This window comes from Flavobacterium daemonense (assembly GCF_007341385.1).
GTDB classification, from domain to species: domain Bacteria; phylum Bacteroidota; class Bacteroidia; order Flavobacteriales; family Flavobacteriaceae; genus Flavobacterium; species Flavobacterium daemonense.
In genome coordinates, this window is the sequence record NZ_VJYD01000002.1 from 242,372 (window position 1) to 258,887 (window position 16,516).

18 protein-coding genes are annotated in these 16,516 nt (G+C 34.3%); 7 read left to right on the forward strand and 11 right to left on the reverse strand.

The window, feature by feature from the left end:
* Positions 1-5 precede the first annotated feature (5 nt).
* The 10 genes from FND99_RS03350 to FND99_RS03395 form a co-directional block, all read right to left on the reverse strand.
* Positions 6-1,478 (reverse strand): DUF1254 domain-containing protein, encoded by a 1,473-nt coding sequence (locus FND99_RS03350; protein WP_211356617.1) that lies wholly within the window; start codon positions 1,476-1,478, stop codon positions 6-8.
* 36 nt (positions 1,479-1,514) lie between these two features.
* Positions 1,515-2,963 (reverse strand): DUF1254 domain-containing protein, encoded by a 1,449-nt coding sequence (locus FND99_RS03355; protein WP_144336576.1) that lies wholly within the window; start codon positions 2,961-2,963, stop codon positions 1,515-1,517.
* Between the two features lie 54 nt (positions 2,964-3,017).
* Positions 3,018-3,845: a hypothetical protein gene (locus tag FND99_RS03360; RefSeq protein WP_144336577.1), complete on the reverse strand. Its 828-nt coding sequence runs from the start codon at positions 3,843-3,845 to the stop codon at positions 3,018-3,020.
* 39 nt (positions 3,846-3,884) lie between these two features.
* Positions 3,885-4,901, reverse strand: coding sequence for an HAD family hydrolase (locus FND99_RS03365; protein ID WP_144336578.1), 1,017 nt, complete (start codon positions 4,899-4,901; stop codon positions 3,885-3,887).
* Positions 4,902-4,967: 66 nt separating this feature from the next.
* Complete coding sequence (locus FND99_RS03370; RefSeq protein ID WP_144336579.1) at positions 4,968-6,635, reverse strand: arylsulfatase; 1,668 nt, start codon at positions 6,633-6,635, stop codon at positions 4,968-4,970.
* Positions 6,636-7,071: 436 nt separating this feature from the next.
* A complete protein-coding gene (pyk, locus tag FND99_RS03375) occupies positions 7,072-8,505 on the reverse strand; it encodes a pyruvate kinase (RefSeq protein ID WP_144336580.1) in 1,434 nt (477 codons plus the stop codon).
* A gap of 5 nt (positions 8,506-8,510) precedes the next feature.
* The gene (locus FND99_RS03380) at positions 8,511-8,999 is read right to left on the reverse strand and encodes an IPExxxVDY family protein (protein WP_144336581.1); all 489 of its coding nucleotides are present in this window, start codon (positions 8,997-8,999) and stop codon (positions 8,511-8,513) included.
* A 125-nt stretch (positions 9,000-9,124) separates the two neighbouring features.
* On the reverse strand, positions 9,125-9,865 hold the full coding sequence (rnc, locus tag FND99_RS03385; RefSeq protein ID WP_144336582.1) for a ribonuclease III: 741 nt from the start codon (positions 9,863-9,865) through the stop codon (positions 9,125-9,127).
* 9 nt (positions 9,866-9,874) lie between these two features.
* A complete protein-coding gene (gene fabF, locus FND99_RS03390; protein WP_144336583.1) occupies positions 9,875-11,128 on the reverse strand; it encodes a beta-ketoacyl-ACP synthase II in 1,254 nt (417 codons plus the stop codon).
* A gap of 239 nt (positions 11,129-11,367) precedes the next feature.
* On the reverse strand, positions 11,368-11,604 hold the full coding sequence (locus FND99_RS03395; protein ID WP_007137004.1) for an acyl carrier protein: 237 nt from the start codon (positions 11,602-11,604) through the stop codon (positions 11,368-11,370).
* Positions 11,605-11,779: 175 nt separating this feature from the next.
* Between FND99_RS03395 and purN the strand changes: the two genes are divergently transcribed.
* Together purN and rnhA are read left to right on the forward strand one after the other, a co-directional pair.
* Positions 11,780-12,358, forward strand: a complete 579-nt coding sequence (purN, locus tag FND99_RS03400) for a phosphoribosylglycinamide formyltransferase (RefSeq protein ID WP_144336584.1) — start codon at positions 11,780-11,782, stop codon at positions 12,356-12,358.
* A 149-nt stretch (positions 12,359-12,507) separates the two neighbouring features.
* Complete coding sequence (rnhA, locus tag FND99_RS03405) at positions 12,508-12,984, forward strand: ribonuclease HI (protein WP_144336585.1); 477 nt, start codon at positions 12,508-12,510, stop codon at positions 12,982-12,984.
* Between the two features lie 53 nt (positions 12,985-13,037).
* On the opposite strand, the gene FND99_RS03410 is transcribed toward rnhA, so the two are convergent.
* Entirely contained in the window at positions 13,038-13,385 is a 348-nt protein-coding gene (locus FND99_RS03410; protein ID WP_144336586.1) for a DUF6249 domain-containing protein, read from the reverse strand.
* Positions 13,386-13,796: 411 nt separating this feature from the next.
* Between FND99_RS03410 and FND99_RS03415 the strand changes: the two genes are divergently transcribed.
* From FND99_RS03415 to FND99_RS03435, 5 genes are all read left to right on the forward strand, one after another.
* Positions 13,797-14,384 (forward strand): RNA polymerase sigma factor, encoded by a 588-nt coding sequence (locus FND99_RS03415; RefSeq protein WP_144336587.1) that lies wholly within the window; start codon positions 13,797-13,799, stop codon positions 14,382-14,384.
* Positions 14,368-14,763 carry a hypothetical protein gene (locus tag FND99_RS03420; protein ID WP_144336588.1) on the forward strand — a complete coding sequence of 132 codons (396 nt, stop codon included), beginning with the start codon at positions 14,368-14,370 and terminating at the stop codon, positions 14,761-14,763. The genes FND99_RS03415 and FND99_RS03420 overlap by 17 nt, the downstream gene beginning before the upstream one ends.
* 18 nt (positions 14,764-14,781) lie before the next feature.
* Positions 14,782-15,681 carry an alpha/beta hydrolase family protein gene (locus tag FND99_RS03425; protein WP_144336589.1) on the forward strand — a complete coding sequence of 300 codons (900 nt, stop codon included), beginning with the start codon at positions 14,782-14,784 and terminating at the stop codon, positions 15,679-15,681.
* A gap of 153 nt (positions 15,682-15,834) precedes the next feature.
* A complete protein-coding gene (locus tag FND99_RS03430) occupies positions 15,835-16,089 on the forward strand; it encodes a hypothetical protein (RefSeq protein WP_111378841.1) in 255 nt (84 codons plus the stop codon).
* Positions 16,047-16,388 carry a type II toxin-antitoxin system RelE/ParE family toxin gene (locus tag FND99_RS03435; RefSeq protein ID WP_144336590.1) on the forward strand — a complete coding sequence of 114 codons (342 nt, stop codon included), beginning with the start codon at positions 16,047-16,049 and terminating at the stop codon, positions 16,386-16,388. The genes FND99_RS03430 and FND99_RS03435 overlap by 43 nt, the downstream gene beginning before the upstream one ends.
* The last annotated feature ends 128 nt before the right edge of the window (positions 16,389-16,516 follow it).

Here is a 16,516-nt window from a genome sequence, read left to right on the forward strand (position 1 = left end):
ATTATTTATTTCACTTCTTTAATATCATCCATTTTCCAGCTTTTATCAAAGTACGCTGTAGTTGGTCCGTAGAAACGCATATAGGCAAACCAATGTTTTCCTGGCAAAGTTTGAACCCAGTTTTTCTCTTTTCCTGCCGGAGCTTTTGGTCCAAAATACAAATCGACTGAACCATCTGAGTTTTTAATCAAATCTTTACGAGACGATAAATCGGCATTTTTTTGAGGATTGTCAATTAAACAACGCGTTTTAGAATCATAAACTGTGATTGACCAGAAATTTACCGCAGGTGGATTTGCTGGAATATTTAAAGTATAGTTTTTCCCTCCATCTAACCAATTTCCATTACTATCTGAATAATTTCCTAAATACGCCTGACCCAGATTTGGAGTTTTTGATATCATTGCATTAGAAAAAGTTACGGCTTCATAGAAATATGCAGATCGCTCAAAAAATTCATCAAAATTTTCTTCACGCTGAGCAGAATTTTTCATCGTAATAACGTAATCCCATTTTTTATCCGGCCAGTGTCTTACGTCTTTAAAACGTTTTTCATAAGAATTAGCCATCGCCATTTGCTCACCCTTTTCTGCGGCCGCAATTAAAATTTTCTTCTGACGTTCATCGGGTGCAAAAGGTTTTCCTTTTTCTATTCCAAGATTTTGAAGCCAAGCCATAAAGAAACGGTCACGTTCCTCAACTGGTTCATCTTGTAAAATGGCATGTAGGCATTCCCAATATTTTATTCCGGATGGCTGAATTCCGTACCAATTTTTATCGGCTGGCGGACTTACTATTTTCGTTGGTGTCGGATTTGCTCTTTGTGCGTAAGGATATATTTTGACTTTTTTCACTAATTCTTCCGTCACTTTAGGATCTGGGTCTAATGTTCTAAAACCGAAGAAATTATTTACTGTTGTACACGAAATTATAAAATAACCATCGGCTTTAAAATCTTTCATTGTTGGTGGCACCAAAACATATTTTCCTCCTTTTCCCTTATCTGGCCCCATTTCTCCAATTACAGCCTCTTCTCTTTGCCAGAAATCGCTCAATCCTCCGGCTGTTTTTCCGGCTGGCATCTCGATTACTGTTGGACCATTTGCCTTTAAATCTATAAATGACATGATATAAGGAGTTGTAGCATTTGCTGTTAAAATTCCTAATCGATCATGGTATGTATTGTACAATACAAGATCATTACTTGTTGCACTGAATGTTTTATAATGCTGTTGTTGCCATTCGGCGAAAGCCACAATTGGAAGTCCCCATAGATAACATTGCGTTGCCTGCTGAAAATCCATTTCGTCAAATAATGCTGGAATCGATTCTTTTGACGGCAATTCGCCATCCATTTTTATTTCGGTTCCAGATGATGAAACTACTGTAGCTGATGAAGTTTCGGGTGCTTCTTTTTTACATCCAACATTTAAAATTAGAGAAATTGCAGCTAAAATTATAAGGCATTTACTTTTCATGTGGTCAATTATTTTAGTTTAAAATCAGAGCATTTTTTATTTCACTTCAGTAACATCTCCCATTTTCCAAGCTTTCTCAAAAAACCCTTTTTTAGGACCATAAAAACGCGCTAGCAATTCAAATTTCCCTTTTGGATCAGTCGGAACCCAGTTCGATTCTTTGCCTGCTGGGGCTTTTGCTCCAAAATAAATATCTACTGAACCGTCGCTGTTTTTTTGAATTCCAGGCGAAGTTGAAGCTCTGCTGAAATATTTCATATCTTTAATTAAAGCATGTGTCTCACGATCATAAGCTGTTACTGACCAATATAATTTTACAGGAACATTTGCCGGAAGATGCAATTGATACAATTTTGATCCGTCAAATTCCTGTCCTTTGTCATCTTTAATTGATATTAAATAAAATTGACCTGCCCCTAAATGTTTTGCACTGAAATAGGCGATCGAATAAGCAATTGCACGCTCACGAACTGGATAGTTGTTTGGTATTGAATAATTACTTCCAATTGCTTTTACAAATTCCTGCGAAACAGGCAATGCCCATTTTGTACCTTCATAAAAAGGAGTTTGAAAAGCATTGTTGTATTCATTATCTATCCAGCTATGCGCATCTTTTATGGCTGCGTTTAGGATTTCTTTTCTTCTCGCATCTACTTCAAAAGATTTGCCTTTTTCTATGCCAATTGATTTTAAAAAATCGACCATAACTAAATCTCGGTTCAACCAAGGTTCGCGCTGCACAAACTGATTTAAAAGTTCAAAAAAATGAAAATCATACGGAATCGTATTGCTGAATGGAACTTGCAACAAATCAACAAATTTTGTTGCCGGCGGATTTGAAGCTTGTGAATACGGATAAATTTTCACCTTTTTTCCGTACTCAATTGCTCTTTGAAGATCGGCCGAACTTCCGTCAGTCAGGTTCGAACGAAGAATTGCAAAACCAGTATAAGTTGATGAAGGCATCGGAATATACCCTGCTGGTACTTTATCTTTATAATCTGGAGGTAAAATCAAATATTTCCCGCCTTTTCCTTTGTCAACTCCTGCCGGACCGATATCTTCAATTGCAGTTTGCCAGCCGTCATCTAAACTTCCTGTGATAGATGAACTGCCTTCTGCTGCCGGAATTTCTAAAACAACGGGACCTTTTCTAGTATCGTATAACGGATTGATATAAACAACGTCTGGATTTGGCGTTAATGTCTGATTTTTTGAATTGATCAAGCCAGACCAATAAATAATTTCGTTGAAATTGCCTTTTGCGTTAGTTAAACTTTCATTCAACAATTCAAAATTGACCGCAGGAACTCCCCAAATAACAGCTTCAATTGCTCTATTATAAATAACTTGCTCTTCTAGATTAGCTGGTTTGAAAGTACTTGAAACAATTTCGGCAGAAGCGGGTTCTGTTTTTTCTGTCGAAGTTTTATTGCATGAAAAAAATAAAGCAATAAGGAAAAGTAAAATTATTTTAGCTTTCATGTTCTATACTTTTAAAAAATGAGATAAATATTTTCTAAAAACTTTTACGGAAAATTATTGTGGAAATATAAACGCTACTACTGCGCGAAGTCCCCAATCTGGTCTTATGCTGGAATGGCCTACAACTGGAATTAAAGGCATTACAGCAAATTGCATCGTCTGTCCTCCTAATTTTGTAATGGCTCCAACATTTGGACTAACCGTAATTAAGGTGGTATTTCCTTGCCAGTTTTGCGTAATTTCTGAAGTAATTCCTAAACTTGCGCCACTTTTGTAACTATGTGTTAGAAAGATTTGTGTGTAAAACTGATTGAAATCGGCTCGGTCTGCATTTCCTGCTACCGACCAAATTTGATTGGCTAGAAAACCTATAGAAAGCCCTTTTCCTTGGTGCATGACCAAAACACTTGGCCCAATTCCGAATTTTTCTGTTCCCAACAATTTATCTGTAGCAGTTGGTACTAAAAAAGCAGGACCAGCACCAAAGATGAGTCCTTTGGTTTTAGGAGCAAAAAATGCCGTTACTGTTGCATCGCTCAAACCAAATTCGTGTGTATTTTGTCCCGTGACATCCTGCTGATCTACAACTGGCAGAATATAACGGGTAATTAAATTTAGATTTTCACTTAATTTAAAAGGAACAACGGGTTGAATATTTATTTGATATTTCGAGCCATTGTATGCCCCAATCCCGTAAGTAAGATTATTTTGAAGTGGAACACTAATTAAACTCGCAACAGGATTGGCCATTTTATCGGCGAGTTCTTGCGCACTTGACCCGGCTTTTGGTTCGGCTTCCTGCGCAAAAATTCCTATCGAAATAATAAAAAAGAGAGCACAGAAAAATAATTGATGGCTGACAAAATGCTTATTTCGTTTCATGACTATTTATTTATAAATTTTTGTTACTCTCAAAATCACTTATTTATCTGCAAAAACCTTTTTCCAGTCGTCTTTAATGCTCACAACATGATATTTATATTTTGCAGCAGTATTTAAAGACAGATTATCTTTTTCTTGATAATTGAATTCTCTGATCGAATCGTTATGATTTACAATTAATTGAAAAGAAGGATATTTGCTTCCTGAAGAATATCTCAACATGGCAAGATCCCCCGCTCCTCCTTCATTTCCGCAGGCAAAAACAGGACGTTGACCAATATGCAATTGTATGGCGACAGGCTTACCCTCTTTATCATTAAAATGATTTAAAGCCGGTTCTCTTACCACCGAATTTTTAGCATCGTCAAATTTATATTTGAAAGAAGTCCCAACTACTTGTTCTTTCGGAATTCCATAAAAATCTGGAGCTATAGCACGAACAAATTCAACCGTTCCGCCAGTTACGATAAAAGTTTTGAATCCATTGGAACGCAAATAATTCAAAAGTTCTAGTTGTGGCTGGTAACGAATTTGTTTTAAAGGAACATTTTTGCCCGGATAGGTTGCGCCAGCAAAAAAATCTTTGGCCGAAGCTTCGAACTCATCTTCTGTCATTCCCGTGTGTGTTGCTGCCACTAACTCAACAAGTGCTTTGTCTCCGCCTTTTTCAAAATAGGTTTTGTCTTTTTCGATTACGGCTTTAAAAGGTTGTTTTTTAGCCAATTCAGGATTTGCCTCAACCATTTTTTTAACTCGGTAAAAAGCAAATAATTCCTGAGCCAGAGGTTTTTCTGCCCAAAGCGTTCCGTCATTATCAAAAGTTGCAATTCTGCTTTCTGTCGGAATAAAATCTGGACTGCCCTCTTTAGTTACTTTTTCAACATAAGAAATAATATCTTTTTTTAACGGTCCGTCATTCCAGCTTGGCAACGGATCTCCATTTGTAACAGCAGTCGCTGTACTGTCTTTTGTATTGACAGAAGTACTTTCTTCTGATTTTTTGCAGGATACAAATAAAAAAAGAAGGGTCACTATTGGTACTATTTTTTTATACATAACAAATACTTTTTAGTGAAAAGAAACAGGACTTTTTACGTCCTGTTTCCTTCAATTATTTATATTTTATTTTTTCTTTTTTGGAGCGTCTTCTTGCTCTTCTTTTAACTTAGGAAGAACATTTTTCTCTACATATTTTTGCGCTTTGATATCTTTCATCGCTTCTTCCATGATCGTATAAGCAGAGAAACTTGGTGGAATTGATCTTGGCGGATATTCTTTGAATGTTTCTGCAAATGCAACCACATCTTGTATCGCTCCATACATAGAACCTACGTGATTTAACTGCCAATCCCAAAAGGTATTTGATGTTACATCAGCTCGCTCAAAAGGATCCTGAAACAGATTGAATGTTTTTTGAAGACGAAGTTTTGTAAAAGGTTCTGCCCAAACACCAAGAGTTCCTTCTAAACGCTGTTCAGCAAAAACATATTTATAATCTCCTTCTCTTAAAGCAACTAACAAACCATCATCATCTGTATAGAAGAATTTATCTCTGGCACTTTTTGGTGTTTTGCCTTCTAAAAATTTACTTTGGTCATAACCGTCTAAATGCACTTTATACGATTTTCCGTTTGCAGTATAGCCTTTTAATAATTTGTTCGTTAAATCTGGTTCTCCAGCAATTGAAGCAAGAGTTGGCATCCAGTCGTTATGGCTCATTAACTCGTTTGTAACAGTTCCTGGTTTGATATGACCTGGCCAACGTACGATACAAGGTACACGGAAAGCGCCTTCCCAGTTTGTATTTTTTTCTGAACGATAAGGTGTCATGGCACCATCAGGCCAAGTATTCATGTGAGGACCGTTATCTGTAGAATATACCACAATCGTATTATCAGCAATTCCTAAATCGTCTAAAGCTTTTAAGATGCTTCCAATAGTTTCATCATGCTCGATCATACCATCAATATATTCACTGTCTCCATGTGTATATCTTCCTCTATGTTCTGCTCTTACATGCGTACGAAGGTGCATACGAGTAGCGTTGAACCAACAGAAGAATGGTTTTCCTGCTGCGTTTTGTCTTTTGATAAAATCAATCGCGGCCGCAGAAGTTTCGTCGTCGATTGTTTCCATTCTTTTTTTAGTAAGCGCTCCAGTATCTTCTATTTTCTGTTTTCCAACTCTTCCAAAACGTGGATCAGTTGTCGCATCATCAACATTTGTTGCTGTACATTTTAAAACTCCTCTTGGTCCAAATTTTTTCAAATATTCTGGATCTTTTGGATAATCTGGCAATTCTGGTTCTTCCTCAGCATTTAAGTGATACAGATTTCCGAAGAATTCGTCGAAACCGTTTACAGTTGGCAAACTTTCGTTACGGTCACCAACGTGGTTTTTACCAAATTGTCCTGTAACATACCCTAAGTTTTTCATGATTCCGCCAATAGATGGATCCAATTGGCTCATACCCATTGGTGCGCCAGGAAAACCAACTTTTGTAAGTCCGGTTCTAAGACCATGCTGTCCTGTTAAGAAAGCGGCACGTCCTGCTGTACAGCTCTGTTCACCATAATAATGTAAAAATCGCATTCCTTCATTAGCTAAACGATCAATATTAGGAGTTGTATAACCCATAACTCCATCACTATAAGCACTAATATTGGTAGTTCCAATATCGTCACCCCATAGTATTAAAATATTAGGTTTTTTTTGAGCATTCACCTGAACCACTGTGAAGCATACTAATGCAAAAAGCATTATGGCATTTCTGAGTTTACTTTGTTTCATGGTAATAAAATTTGTTAATAATTAGTTTTAAAAAATGATGCATTATTTAGGTGAAAATGTATTGGCATTTTTTAAATAAAAATCATTTCTAGAAATCCTCATTTCAAATTTTATTGTCGGAAAAGATTGTGGAAAGGAAAACAGGAATTTCTTAACTTTTATTTAAGGAACTCAAAATTAACCAATAAAAAACCGGAGAACCGCTTATTTTAACCCTGAGATGGTTTCATTTTATAAAATGAAACGTTAAAAAAGCAGTATTTCAACAATTTGTTAAAGTATTGAACAAAATTTCTTGAACAAAAACAGCTGTTTCAATTCTGTTATGATTCTTTTATTTTGCTGAAAATTTTTACAGAAATTCAGCATTTAAATTATAAAGACAAAAAAAAAGCCATTCTTTCGAATGGCTTTAGCATATCTTTAAAAAAGAAAACTATTCAATTTCAGAAACTCTCATGGTATTCACCATTCCTTTGTCTTTAATTGGCATAGCTGCAAGGTTGATCAAATAGTCACCTTTTGTTGCATATCCTTTATCAATCGCAATTTGGTTTACATCTGTTACAGTATCATCTGTACTTTCCTCATTATCATAATAGAAAGATTTAACTCCCCATAATAAATTCAATTGGGTCAAGATTCTTCTGTTTGAAGTAAATACTAAAATATGAGCAGTTGAAGGTCTCCAAGCTGAAATCTGGAACGCTGTATAACCACTATTTGTCAATGTACAAATCGCTTTTGCACTGATTTCATTTGCTAATAAAGCCGCTTGGTGGCAAACTGTTTTAGTTACAAAACGTTTTGTTTTGATTTGTGGTGTATTTTGAGGCACTTGAATTAGCGGAGAATTTTCTACAGCTTCACAAATTTGCGCCATTCTCTGAATTACCTGTACAGGATAATTTCCTGTTGCAGTTTCTCCAGACAACATTACTGCATCGGCACCGTCCATTACAGAGTTTGCAACGTCGTTTACTTCTGCTCTTGTTGGAGTCAAGCTAGTAATCATTGTTTCCATCATTTGTGTAGCAACAATAACTGGAATTCTAGCCGTTTTAGCTCTGCGGATCAAATCTTTTTGTACCAATGGCACTTCGTGAGCAGGAAGTTCAACCCCAAGATCTCCACGAGCAACCATCAAACCATCGCAATACGCTACAATTTTATCCATGTTCTCAAGAGCTTCTGGCATTTCAATCTTAGCAATGATTGGAATTTTGTATTCTGAGTGCTTAGCGATCAATTCTTGTAAATCCTGTAAATCGCGTGGTGTTTTCACAAATGAAAGTGCGATCCAGTCAACTTTTTGCTCAATTGCAAAAATCGCGTCAGCAATATCTTTTTCAGTTAAAGCTGGCAAAGAAATTTTAGTGTTTGGAAGATTAACTCCTTTTTTAGATTTTAATTCTCCACCTTGAATAACTCTAGCAACAACTTCTGTTTTTTTGTCTGTTGAAACAATTTCAAAAATAAGTTTACCATCGTCTAGCAAAATACGCTCTCCCGGATTAACATCATTTGGGAAGTTTTGATATTTCATGAAAACTTTTTGAGCATTTCCAATAATATCTTCAGCTGTCGTAAACGTGATTGTATCACCATCGTGTACAACTGTTCCTTCTTCCATAACACCAACTCTAAGTTTTGGTCCTTGCAAATCTCCAAGGATTGCTGTAGTGTAACCAAACTCTTCGTTTAGACCTCTAATGATATCGATTTTTTCTTTTACTCCTTCGTAATCTGCATGCGAAAAATTGATTCTAAACACATTAACCCCTGCCTCGATCATATCCTTGATAATCTCTCTTGTACTACATGCGGGACCAAGTGTAGCAACAATTTTGGTTTTCTTGTTTGTTAACATTTTTTTTAAAAAATTAGATTGTTTTTTGATTTTATTTTATCTGTATCGACGGCATAAATAGCCGCAACACTCTCTATGGTATTTAATTGTTGTTGAATTTCTGAAAAATTTAGAGTTTCCTCGCTATTCTCTATTTTCAGGAAAAAATCTACTTTTTTGAATTCAGGAAGTAAATGAATTGTTGTTGAAACCTCACTTGTTTCATTAGAAAACAAATTCTGGAAATCACTCGTACTCACTGAAATGATTTCATTTTTATTCTGAATTAAATTCCATGAAACTGCTTTTTCGGAATCATAATAATAAAATCTAGAAAAATTTGCGACTCCATCCTTAGTCTGAGCATGAATCTCGTTTTTGCTCTTACTTAAGTTTATCGGAAGAATTTTATTGATAAAATAGGCCAATCGATAATCTTCTAATGAAGTATGAATTGCCATTAAATAATAATCAATTTCGTCAAATTCGTCTAAATCCAATCTATGAATAGCCATGTCATGAAAAATCAAGTTGTAAATATACTATTTCTAACGGAGCATCAATAGTTATGACGTGGTTGTTTTTGTTAATTTATAAACGAAAACGTTATAGCTTTAAGATAGTTACAGCATTTTTGTAGCTATTTCTTGTCTATTTTTTCCTGAAATGCAAAATAAGCTCTTTGTGATGCTTTCTCTTCTGCCTTCTTTTTTGAAGTTGCTCGCGCTCTTGCGATTACTTTATTGTCTATACTTAATTTGACGCCAAATAAACGCTGACCATCAATACCGTTATCCTCAAAAATGTCATAATGAAAAACTCTTTTTTCTTTTTGACACCATTCGATAACCAAACTTTTATAACTAATTACTTTTCCTTCAAGCCTAGCAATATCAACATAAGGCGTGATTACTCTCTTTTGAATAAATCGCTCGCAGAAAGAATATCCTTTGTCTAAATAAATTGCTCCAACTAAAGATTCAAAAATATTACCGTGTATGTTTTCGCCAAAATGCTGGATCGGCACTTTACTCTCAACAAAGCGAACCAGATTTAAATCCTTACCAAGCTCATTCAAATGTTCGCGACTTACGATTTTAGATCGCATTTTAGTCAAATATCCTTCGTCTCCATTTGGTGCTTTATTGAACAAATGTGCAGCAATTACGGCACTTAACATCGCATCGCCTAAAAACTCCAAACGCTCATAGTTGATCGGTTGTCCGTTTTCATCCAGCTTATTTGATGATCTGTGTGTAAAGGCTTTTCTATAAAATTCTACATTTACCGGCGGAAAACCAAGAATTTTCTGAATAGTGTCAAAAAAAATCCCGTCTTCTAGAGAACGGGATTTAGAAAATATTTTTTTGATAATATTCATATACGAAAATTAGTCAACTAATTTTTTAAACAATACACACGCATTGTGTCCACCAAAACCAAAAGTGTTGCTCATTGCAACATTAACTTCTCTCTTTTGAGGTTTGTTTAAGGTAAGATTCAATGATGGATCAATTTTCTCGTCTACAACAGTATGGTTAATCGTTGGAGGAACAATACTGTGTTGCATTGCTAAAATAGAAGCGATTGCTTCAATAGCTCCAGCTGCACCAAGCAAGTGTCCTGTCATTGATTTTGTTGAGTTGATATTGATATTTTTAGCATGACTGCCAAAAACTGCACTAATTGCTTTTAATTCAGCAACATCTCCTAGAGGTGTCGAAGTACCGTGAGTATTGATATGATCAACATCTTCAGGTTTCATTCCAGCATCTCTTAAAGTATTTTCCATAACGGCAATAACTCCAATTCCTTCTGGATGTGGTGCTGTTAAGTGGTAAGCATCAGATGACATACCTCCACCGCCAATTTCGCAGTAGATTTTTGCACCTCTAGCTTTTGCATGTTCGTAATCTTCAAGAACCAAAGCTCCTGCTCCTTCACCTAAAACGAAACCATCTCTAGTTGCGTCAAAAGGTCTAGAAGCTGTTTCTGGACTTTCATTTCTTGTTGATAAAGCATGCATTGAGCTAAAACCTCCCATACCAGCAATTGTAACTGCAGCTTCAGATCCGCCTGATACAATAACATCGCACATTCCTAAACGAATGTAGTTGAAAGCGTCAATTAAAGCATTTGCAGAAGATGCACATGCCGAAACTGTTGTGTAGTTTGGCCCCATATAACCATTACGCATAGAAATATGTGCAGGCGCAATATCAGCGATCATTTTTGGAATAAAAAACGGATTGAACTTTGGCGTTCCATCACCTTTCGCATAATACATTACTTCTTCTTGAAAAGTCTCTAAACCGCCAATACCAGCTCCCCAGATAACACCAACTCTTTGTTTGTTTACGTTATCATTTGTAATTCCAGCATCTTTAATAGCTTCATCACTGGCAGCAATTGCATATTGAGCAAATTTATCTAGTCTTCGAGATTCCTTGCGATCCATGTAATCTTCAATGTTGAAGTTTTTTACTTCGCAGGCAAATTTCGTTTTATGCTTCTCTGTATCATAATATGTGATAGGAGCGGCTCCGCTTACTCCATTCACAAGTGCATTCCAATATTCCTGGATATTATTCCCTATAGGAGTAAGTGCACCTAATCCTGTTACAACAACTCGCCTTAATGCCATAAATATGTATTTTGTACTTTAAACAAATAAAACCCACGCTTTCTTAACAATAATGTTACTTAAGAGCCATGGGCATTACAATATAAATATATCTTTTTGATTGAAAACCAATCGAAATTTAAATTTTAAAAAAAATAATAACACCCGACTCTTAAAAATTTCAAAAATCAAAAATCAAATTCCAATTGGAATTTGGAATTTCAAAAATTGGGGATTTTTAGAAATCGGGTGTGGTATTATTATTTTTTAGCTTCCTCGATATAAGAAATAGCTTGACCTACAGTAGCAATGTTTTCTGCTTGATCGTCTGGAATTTGAATATCAAATTCTTTTTCGAATTCCATAATAAGCTCAACAGTGTCTAATGAGTCAGCTCCCAAATCATTAGTGAAGCTTGCTTCTGTTACAACTTCGTTTTCGTCAACACCTAATTTGTCTACGATAATCGCTTTTACTCTTGATGCAATGTCTGACATAATCTTTAATTTTAGAATTTAATTTGTTGGCAAAAATAAAAAACTTTATTTTAAAACAACGATTTAGTTTATAAATGTAACACTAATTTATAAAATTAATTTCAAGAAAGCCGTTTTAAAGCTATTTATTTTCGTTTTTTATTCCGTTTTTTGCATTCTCAAAACACAGCGAATTATGAAAAAAATTATCGTTTTTGCCTCAGGATCAGGAACTAACGCAGAGAACATTATAAAATATTTTTCGAATACTGAAATTGCAAAGGTCGTTTCTGTTTTTACGAATAATGCTTCGGCAAAAGTTATCGAAAGAGCAAAAAATCATCAAATTCCAGTCGAAATCTTCTCAAAAAACGAACTTTTAGAACGAAATGTACTACAAAAAATACAAGAAATCGACCCGGATCTGATCGTTCTTGCCGGATTTTTGCTAAAATTCCCTGAAAATATAATCGAGAAATATCCTAATAAAATAATCAACATTCATCCGGCGCTTTTACCTAATTATGGAGGCAAAGGAATGTACGGAATGCACATACACAGGGCTATAGTAAATAATAAGGAAAAAGAAACGGGAATCTCTATTCATTATGTAAATGAAAACTATGACGAAGGTGGTATTATTTTCCAAACAAACGTAGCATTAACAGACCAAGACACGCCAGAAACTGTTGCAGAAAAGATTCATGAATTGGAACAAAAACATTTTCCGGAAATAATTCAGGCAGTATTAGAAGATTCAATTTCCAAAAAATAAATTTCAAATTAAAAAAAAATTAAACCATATAAGTCATATAAGAATCTATAAGATGGACTTTAACTAACTCTTATAAAACTTGACAAAGAAAATATAAGCTGTATTATTTAAATGAACTTATATAACTTATATGGTGAAAAAAAAATTAAATGAATCACGAAGTACATATATATACAGATGGCGCTGCAAAAGGAAATCCGGGAAACGGCGGCTACGGCGTGGTCATGGAATTAGTGGGAACGCCACATAAAAAAGAATTTTACGAAGGGTTTCGTTTGACGACCAATAATAGAATGGAACTTCTGGCTGTAATTGTAGGTCTAGAAAAACTGAAAAAAGAAAACATGAAAGTGCTGGTAATTTCAGATTCTAAATACGTTGTGGATTCCGTTGAAAAAAAATGGGTTTTGGGTTGGGAGAAAAAGAAATTTGCTGGAAGAAAAAATCCTGATTTATGGAAACGCTTTTTAATTGCTTACCGTAAACATCAAGTCGATTTTAAATGGATCAAAGGCCACAACAATCATCCGCAAAATGAACGCTGTGATCAACTTGCCGTTATGGCATCAATGCAACCGAAACTTTCTATTGATGAATATTACGAAACTATTGGTTCTAAAGAATAAAAAAAACGCATCAAATTATTGATGCGTTTTTTTGTACTAACTTAAATTTTTACTTACTCTTTGTCTAAATCTTTGGCAGTTTTAAATCCTGTTAAAAGTCCAATTCCGGCCATTATAAAAATAATTGAAGGATAAACTGCGTCATCATCTAGAGATGTATACGTTGTAATCAACAAAGCAAGAAAAATTCCAACACCGCATCCTATTAATAAGAATGCCAGATTTACAACAAAAATTTTCCAAGCAGGAACTCCATTTCCTCTTCCTTGCAAAAAGATGCTGGCATCAACACCTTTTTCTATCAAAGCTAATCGCTCTCTGTTTCTTGTCGAATAAATTAGGTAAACAATCCCGAAAATCATTAAGAAAAGGCTAAGTGGTACTAAAACTTGTGGTCCCATAATTTTTATGTTTTTATAATTGATTGATACTCCATATGACGACACGTTTTAAATTGAGGTTACAACTTTTGATGAAAAATTTTAAAAAATAAGTTTTAAAATCCAAAACCTACTGATTATGAGTTAATTTTGAGTTCAAAATTCTTTGAAAAAACTATAACTAGCTTAAACGTTAAATCAATAACGAGGTTTTTGTCATCTCGACGGAGGAGAGATCACACTAGAAGCTCCGCAATGCAAATCGCCAATCTTTGTCGATTTTCGCGTGTGATCTCTCCTCCGTCGAGATGACAATATTGCGGTAAACCTTTGACCAAGTTCAATACTTATTATATATATGTAAATTTTTAAAATTGAAAATTATTTCAAAATTCTTGTAACCTCGACAAACAAACCGTCGTCCTATATAATATGAACACAATGAATGATCAACATTATATCGATAGAATCCTGCAGGGCGAGACCAATTTGTTTGCCGTGCTGGTGGATCGTTATAAGGATATGATTTTTACGTTGTCGCTCAAAATGATTAAAAACAGAGAAGAAGCTGAAGAAGCTGCACAAGATACTTTTATTAAAGTATTTAATTCGTTGAGCAAGTTCAAAGGCGATTCTAAATTTTCAACTTGGATTTATAAAATCTCATATAATAATTGTTTAGACCGTTTGAAGAAAAACAAAAAAGAAGATTTAAATATTTCTATAGATGAATTTTCATCGCATTTAGTAAAAACAATGGACAACGCTTTGAGCGCTTTAGAAGACAAAGAACGAAAGCAGGCTATTCAGAATTGTCTAAATTTGTTGCCACGGGAAGATAATTTCCTGCTGACTTTATTTTATTTTGAAGATCAGAATTTAGAGGAAATCGGCAAAATCATGAATACAAATGCTAATAATGTCAAAGTGAAATTATTTAGAAGCCGGCAAAAATTAGCAACCATTTTAAAAAAGCAGTTAGAACCCGAAATAGTAGAGTGTTATGAAAGAGGAAGATAAAAATTTAGAAAATCTTATTGAGAAAATGATGGCCGAAAACACTTTGCAATCGCCATCTGCCGACTTTACTTCAAACTTAATGTCGCAAATTCTTGTTGCCGAAAAAGCAAAAATCAAACCTTACAAACCTTTGATTTCTATTTCAACATGGATTTTTATTGGAGTTGTTTTGGCTCTTTTAATTGCTTATAATGTCTTTTTTGCGGGAGCCCAAAACAATCTAGAAATAGGAAAATCATACACTGATAAAATCTCGGCAATTGTTTCTGGAATTCATATTTCAAAAACTTTATTGTATGCTATTTTAGTTGTTCCTTTTATGATTTTAATTCAGGTTGGGATTTTGAAAAATTATTTTGACAAGAAGTATCAATTGTAAGATTTTAAAATCAAAAGCATGCTAAAAGCAAAAAAGATATCCATCTGTTCATTCTTACTATTTCTGTTTTTTGTTGTTGGTTATGCATCAGCACTTCCACCGAACTTTACTACGAAAGAAATAAAATTTGTAAGTGAAGGAATTTCACTCGCCGGAACCGTTTTTACACCTAACAACATAAAGGCGGCCGTTGTGATCGTTCATGGATCTGGGCAGGAAAAAAGAATGATAGACTTTGCTACAACCCTAGCCAACAATGGAATTGCAGTTTTGACATACGACAAACGCGGCGTCGGAGAATCAGGTGGCGTATATGCAGGACCCGAAGTAGGAACTAACAATGTTGATTTCGCAAACCTTAATCTTTTGTCTTTAGATGCAAGTGCTGCTGTAAATACTTTATCTAAATCCTTATCAAACAATAAAACATCAATCGGTTTAATAGGTGGTAGTCAAGCCGGATGGATAATTCCATTGACTGCTGCGAAAAATAAGAAAGTCCAATTTATGACCATATTTAGCGGCGCTCTTATTACCGTTAAAGAACAATTGAGATTTCAATTTTATACCAATGGAGATAAAAAATTTTGGGATACGCACTCAGAAGAAGAAGCAAGAAAACATGTATTCCATGACCCAGATAAATATGAGTTTATTGACACAAATCCTAAAGATATCCTTGCTAAATTATCAATTCCAGGATTCTGGATTTATGGCGGTAAAGATATTCAAGTTCCTGCGAAGCTATCAATCGAATATCTTGATGAGTTAAAATCAAAAGGAAAACATTACGAATATAAATTGTTTCCAAACTTGGGTCATAACACAGCATTTTCAAACGATGAAGACCCTATGAAAGATGCAATCAATTGGATTAAAAATGTAGAAAAATCAAAAAATCATAAGCAAAAAAACTAGAGGCATTATCGCTAACAGTTACTAAAATATATTTTAAGTTTTCTAAAAAACTATTTTGATAAGAAGTACCAGTTGTAAGATTATTAAAAAAAATATACTACTTATTATAACTTAATTTATTGTATTTTTGTAAAGTTCATTAAATCATAAAAAATGATACAAAAAACCATTACTCCTAAGGATAAAATTGTCAATCTTTCTTTTGAAATTCCAAAAAACTATGTTGGAAAATCACTGAAAGTATCGATTGATTTCGAAAATGAAGTTGATCAAATTGAAAGTAATTTGTCCAAAGAAGACTTTGTGAAATGGATAGAAAATGCCGAAAAATCCAAAACAATGTCTTTAGAAAAGTTTAATGAGAAATGGGAAGAAAAAAAATTGAAGATACAAAACAATATACGTTAGATATTTCCGAGAACTATTTCCAAAATTTAGAAGAGATTGTTGATTACATCGCATTCGAAAAACATCAACCTATAAATGCTATTAAAGTTGGTAACGGAATAAACAAAGCAATGAATAAAATCATTGAAAATCCCTTAATTTATTCTGAGTGTGAAAATCTACCAACTAAATCTAAAATTTACAGAGAAGCAACTTACAAAACTTGGCTCATTATTTTTAAATTGAAAAAGAATCATATTATGGTTTTGGGCGTTTTAAGCGGAAAAAGAAAAACTTCATCTTTTAGAAAACTCAAATAAAATCCGGAAGTTTTTTCAAAATAAATATTGCAATTTAATTCTGATAATCGTATTTTAATCACTCAAAATATTTCAATATAATTCACTCATTTACAATAGTTTTAACCCCGAAATCGATATTCTTTTTT

What these genes read in the sequence shown, in the direction of transcription:
- FND99_RS03430 (WP_111378841.1), top strand. Translation starts at nt 15,835, where the DNA reads ATGATACAAAAAACCATTACTCCTAAGGATAAAATTGTCAATCTTTCT.
- FND99_RS03380 (WP_144336581.1), bottom strand. Translation starts at nt 8,999, where the DNA reads ATGGCTATTCATAGATTGGATTTAGACGAATTTGACGAAATTGATTAT.
- pyk (WP_144336580.1), bottom strand. Translation starts at nt 8,505, where the DNA reads ATGTTAACAAACAAGAAAACCAAAATTGTTGCTACACTTGGTCCCGCA.
- FND99_RS03415 (WP_144336587.1), top strand. Translation starts at nt 13,797, where the DNA reads ATGAACACAATGAATGATCAACATTATATCGATAGAATCCTGCAGGGC.
- FND99_RS03360 (WP_144336577.1), bottom strand. Translation starts at nt 3,845, where the DNA reads ATGAAACGAAATAAGCATTTTGTCAGCCATCAATTATTTTTCTGTGCT.
- FND99_RS03410 (WP_144336586.1), bottom strand. Translation starts at nt 13,385, where the DNA reads ATGGGACCACAAGTTTTAGTACCACTTAGCCTTTTCTTAATGATTTTC.
- FND99_RS03395 (WP_007137004.1), bottom strand. Translation starts at nt 11,604, where the DNA reads ATGTCAGACATTGCATCAAGAGTAAAAGCGATTATCGTAGACAAATTA.
- rnc (WP_144336582.1), bottom strand. Translation starts at nt 9,865, where the DNA reads ATGAATATTATCAAAAAAATATTTTCTAAATCCCGTTCTCTAGAAGAC.
- FND99_RS03350 (WP_211356617.1), bottom strand. Translation starts at nt 1,478, where the DNA reads ATGAAAAGTAAATGCCTTATAATTTTAGCTGCAATTTCTCTAATTTTA.
- FND99_RS03420 (WP_144336588.1), top strand. Translation starts at nt 14,368, where the DNA reads ATGAAAGAGGAAGATAAAAATTTAGAAAATCTTATTGAGAAAATGATG.
- rnhA (WP_144336585.1), top strand. Translation starts at nt 12,508, where the DNA reads ATGAATCACGAAGTACATATATATACAGATGGCGCTGCAAAAGGAAAT.
- FND99_RS03365 (WP_144336578.1), bottom strand. Translation starts at nt 4,901, where the DNA reads ATGTATAAAAAAATAGTACCAATAGTGACCCTTCTTTTTTTATTTGTA.
- purN (WP_144336584.1), top strand. Translation starts at nt 11,780, where the DNA reads ATGAAAAAAATTATCGTTTTTGCCTCAGGATCAGGAACTAACGCAGAG.
- fabF (WP_144336583.1), bottom strand. Translation starts at nt 11,128, where the DNA reads ATGGCATTAAGGCGAGTTGTTGTAACAGGATTAGGTGCACTTACTCCT.
- FND99_RS03370 (WP_144336579.1), bottom strand. Translation starts at nt 6,635, where the DNA reads ATGAAACAAAGTAAACTCAGAAATGCCATAATGCTTTTTGCATTAGTA.
- FND99_RS03425 (WP_144336589.1), top strand. Translation starts at nt 14,782, where the DNA reads ATGCTAAAAGCAAAAAAGATATCCATCTGTTCATTCTTACTATTTCTG.
- FND99_RS03435 (WP_144336590.1), top strand. Translation starts at nt 16,047, where the DNA reads ATGGGAAGAAAAAAAATTGAAGATACAAAACAATATACGTTAGATATT.
- FND99_RS03355 (WP_144336576.1), bottom strand. Translation starts at nt 2,963, where the DNA reads ATGAAAGCTAAAATAATTTTACTTTTCCTTATTGCTTTATTTTTTTCA.